The 1,463-nt window shown below is 64.7% G+C and carries 1 protein-coding gene; it reads left to right on the top strand.

Annotated features, from left to right (window positions below):
- Nucleotides 1-339: 339 nt before the first annotated feature.
- Entirely contained in the window at nt 340-1,146 is an 807-nt protein-coding gene (locus tag ACFWF3_RS35775; RefSeq protein WP_379318581.1) for an LppX_LprAFG lipoprotein, read from the top strand.
- Nucleotides 1,147-1,463 lie beyond the last annotated feature (317 nt).

Raw genomic sequence — 1,463 nt, 5'->3', positions numbered from 1 at the left:
GGATCATGAGTCTGCCCGCCACCGACGGCGAGTGGATCCAGATCTTCACCCCGGTCGACGACGCCGAGGCCGCGAAGCTCTCCGTGCTGCTGGCGATGTCGGACGACGAGCGGCGGCGGCCCGGCGAAGATCATCGCCGGCGATTCCACCGGTCGGCTGACCTGGGGTGATGGCGGATCACGCCGGGACTCAGATATCCGAAATCGATAGCGCGAAGACACAACTCGCAAACTGAATTCCTCAGGTACTATCGCCGACGGGGGAGCACGAGATGAACGATGGTCTTCGGCTGCCCTATACCGATATGCGACCATCTCCAGGGGATGAAACTTGATCCACATGACACCGAACCCCACCTCGCGTCGGCGCTTCGCGCGACGTTCCGGCATCACTTCGGTCGTCGCGGCGGCGGCGGTCTGCGCGGCCCTCGTATCCGGCTGCACCAAAGACGATTCGGCCACCACGGCGGGCCCGGCGCCCACCGGCCAGCTGCCCGAGGGCGCACAGATCGTGAAGGAGTCGGCGAAGACCACGCAGACCCTGCACAACGTGCACCTGAAGATCAACGTCAAGAACCTGCCCGACCTGCCGGTGGAAACCGTGTCGGCCGATGTCACCAACGAGACCCAGGGCTCGGGCGCGGCGATGGGCGAGGCGAAGGTCAAGCTCACCCCCGAAGCTTCGTTCACCGAGGCGAAGTTCCTTGTGGTGGACAAGGTCCTGTACACCCAGGCCGGTGGCCGCTACGTGCCGTCGGGTCCGGCGGAGAAGGTCTACGATCCGGGCGTCATCCTGGACAAGGACAAGGGCATCGCGAATGTGATCGCCAATATCCAGAATGCGAAGACCGAGGGCCGTGAGGTGATCGACGGCATCAACACCGTCAAGGTCTCCGGCACCATCGACGCCGCCGTGATCGACCCGATCGTGCCGCGCATCGGTCAGAACGCGGGCACCATGCCGATCACCGTGTGGATCCAGGACACCGCCCCGCCCGCCTCCGATTCGACCAAGCCCTCGGACGCCGCGTCCACCGGCGACGGCCCGAATCTTGTTCGCGCCGTGGTGAAGAAGGATCAGGGCGAGGTCACCGTCGGCCTGTCGAACTGGGCCAAGCCCGTCAACATCATCAAGCCCGCCGGCTGATATTCGCCGGTAATACCGGATCAACCCACACCGGTCCGGGGTCAGTGGAGCCTGGCACGCAGTGCCCTCCGCAGCCCCGGGCCGGTGTGTCGTCTGGGTGTCGCCTGCGGTAAACGAATCACGAACGCACGAGTACGCATCCAATAAGAGAATGTTCAGCGAGATGCAAGGCGCCACAAGGACTATACGTGTCGGGACGCTGGTCGGCAGGCAACACGCATCGGACGCCGATCGGACACGGAGGAAGAACTAATGACGATCGATGATCGACCTGATGAAGCGGAGCGCGAGCTCCCGCCACCGCCCGGCCCGGGGGG

Origin of the sequence: Nocardia sp. NPDC060220, assembly GCF_042727815.1 — a bacterium.
Taxonomy (GTDB): Bacteria; Actinomycetota; Actinomycetes; order Mycobacteriales; family Mycobacteriaceae; genus Nocardia.
Note: the sequence above shows the minus strand (reverse complement) of the source record. Positions and strands in the feature narration are given on the sequence as shown.

What these genes read in the sequence shown, in the direction of transcription:
- ACFWF3_RS35775 (WP_379318581.1), top strand. Translation starts at nt 340, where the DNA reads ATGACACCGAACCCCACCTCGCGTCGGCGCTTCGCGCGACGTTCCGGC.